Here is a 3,035-nt window from a genome sequence, read left to right as displayed (position 1 = left end):
GGGGCCGGGCGCTGCGGGGCGGCGGTGCTCACGGGCGCTCTCCTTCCGTGGTGGGGTGGGCGGCGGGCGCCTCACCGGCGGTGCCGGGCGTGCCCGCGGCGACGTCCGCGCCGGAGGCGAGGGCCGCGTCGTCGGGGGTCTGGCCGGCCATCATGAGGCCGAGCGTCTCGCGCGAGGTGTCCCCCGGCACGATGCCGACGATCCGCCCGTGGTACATCACGGCGATCCGGTCCGCCAGCTCGAGGACCTCGTCCAGCTCGGTGGAGACGATCAGCACGGGGGTGCCGGCGTCGCGCTCGGCGATGATCCGGTCGTGCAGGAACTCGATCGAGCCGACGTCCACGCCGCGCGTGGGCTGCGAGGCGATGAACAGGCGCAGCCCGTCCACGAGCTCGCGGGCCATGACGACCTTCTGCTGGTTGCCTCCCGAGAGGGAGGAGACCGGCAGGTCCACGCCCTGGGTGCGGACGTCGAACTCGGCCACGCGGCGCTCGGCGAGCGCCCGCACCGCGGCGGGGCGCATCTGCACGGCGTTGCCGGCCGGGGCGACGTCGTACCGGTTGAGCACCATGTTCTCCGCCACGGAGAACGGGCCGACGAGCCCGTCCGTGGAGCGGTCCTCGGGCACGAAGCCGACGCCGGCGCGGATGATCTGGCGGGTGGACCGGCCGATCAGCTCCCGGCCGTCCAGGGTGACGGAGCCGGTGGCCTTGACCAGGCCCATGATCGCCTCGGTCAGCTCGGTCTGCCCGTTGCCCTGCACACCGGCCACGGCGAGGACCTCGCCCTGGCGGACGGCGAAGGACACGGCGTCCAGCAGCACCTGGCCCGTGGGCGAGACGACGGAGAGGTCCTCGACGCGGAACGTCTCCTCCCCCAGGGTCGGGGCCGTCTTGCGCCGCTCGAGGACGACGTTCCGGCCCACCATGAGGGCGGCCAGCTCGGCGGCCTCGGCGGAGGGCTCCGCCGTGCCGACCACGCGGCCGCGGCGCAGCACGGTGATGTCGTCCGAGACGGCCTTGACCTCGCGCAGCTTGTGGGAGATGAACACGATCGCCGTGCCGTCCGCCCGCAGCTGCCGGATGATGCCGAGCAGCTCGTCGGTCTCCTGGGGGGTGAGCACGGCGGTCGGCTCGTCCAGGATGAGGATGCGTGCGTCGCGGACGAGGGCCTTGATGATCTCGACGCGCTGCTGCACGCCCACGGGCAGGTCCTCGACGACGGCGTCCGGGTCCACGTCGAAGCCGTACTGGGCGGAGATCTCCCGGATCCGCCGGCGGGTGGCCTCGAGGTCGAGCACGCCCAGGGCGCGGGTGTGCTCGTCGCCGAGGGCCACGTTCTCGGCCACCGTGAAGACGGGCACGAGCATGAAGTGCTGGTGCACCATGCCGATGCCCGCGCGCATGGCCTCGCCGGGGCCGGAGAACCGGACGGGCTCGCCGTCGAGCAGGATCTCCCCCTCGGTGGGCTCGTAGAGCCCGAAGAGGACGTTCATCAGGGTGGACTTGCCGGCGCCGTTCTCGCCGAGGAGGGTGTGCACCCGCCCCGACTCCACGGTCAGGTTCACGTCCTCGTTCGCGGCGAACGAGCCGAAGCGCTTGGTGATCCCGCGCAGTTCGAGCCTCATCGAGGGCCTTCCGTCTGGTCGATGCTCGTGGTGCCGCGCTCGGCGGCGGGGGCGGGCCGGGCGCCCGCGCGCCGCGGGGCCGGTCCGGAGGGGTTTGGGCCGGCCCTGCGGCGGTGGCGAGGCGGGTCAGGCCTCCGGGGAGTACTCCGAGCCGACCTTCAGCTCGCCCGAGACGATCTTGGCCTCGAGGTCCTTGAGCTCGTCCTTGAGCTCCTGCGGCACCGTGTCCTCGAAGTCGTGGAACGGGGCCAGCTCGACGCCCTTGTTCTCCAGCGTGCCCACGTAGGGCTCGGCCGAGAACTCGTCCTTCAGGTCCGCGGCGATCACGTCGGAGACGGACTGGCCCATGTTCTTCTTCACCGAGGTGAGGATCAGGTTGCCGTCCTTGGTGGACTCGTAGCCGTCCGAGTCCGGCCAGATGACCTTGACGTCCTTGCCGCCCTGGTTCGCCTCGCGGACGGCGTCCAGGGTGCCCAGGCCCACGGGGCCGGCCACCGGCATCACGATGTCGGCGCCCTCGTTGATGAAGTTGGCGGTGTTCGTCTTGCCGTTGGCCACGTTCTGGAAGTCGCCCGTGAAGGAGCCGGTCTTCGCGTCCTTGTCCCAGCCCAGGACCTTGACGTCCTTGTCCTTGACCTCGTTGTAGTGCTCCACGCCGCGGGCGAAGCCGTCCATGAAGATGGTGACGGTGGGCAACTCGGCCCCTCCGTAGGTGGCCACGGTGCCGGTCTCGGTGGTGCCCGCGGCCAGGTAGCCGGCCAGGAACGCCGCCTGCGCCGTGTCGTAGGTGAGCTTCTGGAAGTTGTCGGTGAAGTCGCCGTCGGTGACGTCCACGCCGAAGAAGTGGGTGTCCGAGTGCTGGGCGGCGATCGGCTTCATGGTGTCACCGAGGAGGAAGCCCACGCCGATGACGGCGTCGCAATCGGCGTTGACCATGGCGGTCACGTTCGGGGTGTACTCGCTGGGCTCGTTCGACTCGGCCTCGCTGGTGGTGATGCCGTAGGCCTTCTCCGCGGCCTTGAGGCCCTCGTAGGAGGACTGGTTGAAGGAGCGGTCGTCGAAGCCGCCCTCGTCCGAGACGATGCAGGCCTTGTAGTCGTTGTTGTCCGAGCCGACGCCGTCCACGGTGGCGGCGGCCTCGCTCTCGGCGGCGCCGGAGCCCGAGGCCTCGGACTGCTCCGGCGGGGCGCCGCACGCGGTCAGCAGCAGGCCGGAGACGCCGAGCGCGGCGGCGGGGAGCAGGAGACGACGGCGGCGCGCGGCCGACGGGGTGGCGATGCCCATGGGGTCCTCATTTCGGAAGGCACGGTGCGAGGTCCGCGGCCGCTGGCCGCGGAAAGACGGGGCCCGTGCGGGTGGCCCCGTCCGGATGAGCGCGAGTCTACCGAACGGTGGGCCCGTCCCCTCC

2 protein-coding genes are annotated in these 3,035 nt (G+C 71.6%); both read right to left on the bottom strand.

All coding sequences use genetic code 11. From position 1 onward, the window contains the following. Positions 1-28 precede the first annotated feature (28 nt). The gene (locus QL983_RS10835; protein ID WP_036313325.1) at positions 29-1,627 is read right to left on the bottom strand and encodes an ABC transporter ATP-binding protein; all 1,599 of its coding nucleotides are present in this window, start codon (positions 1,625-1,627) and stop codon (positions 29-31) included. Between the two features lie 126 nt (positions 1,628-1,753). After that, a complete protein-coding gene (locus QL983_RS10830) occupies positions 1,754-2,911 on the bottom strand; it encodes a BMP family ABC transporter substrate-binding protein (RefSeq protein WP_144879224.1) in 1,158 nt (385 codons plus the stop codon). Between the last annotated feature and the right edge of the window lie 124 nt (positions 2,912-3,035).

This window comes from Micrococcus sp. APC 4021 (assembly GCF_030407635.1).
Taxonomy (GTDB): Bacteria; Actinomycetota; Actinomycetes; order Actinomycetales; family Micrococcaceae; genus Micrococcus; species Micrococcus luteus.
This window is presented reverse-complemented; position numbering and strand designations above follow the sequence as displayed.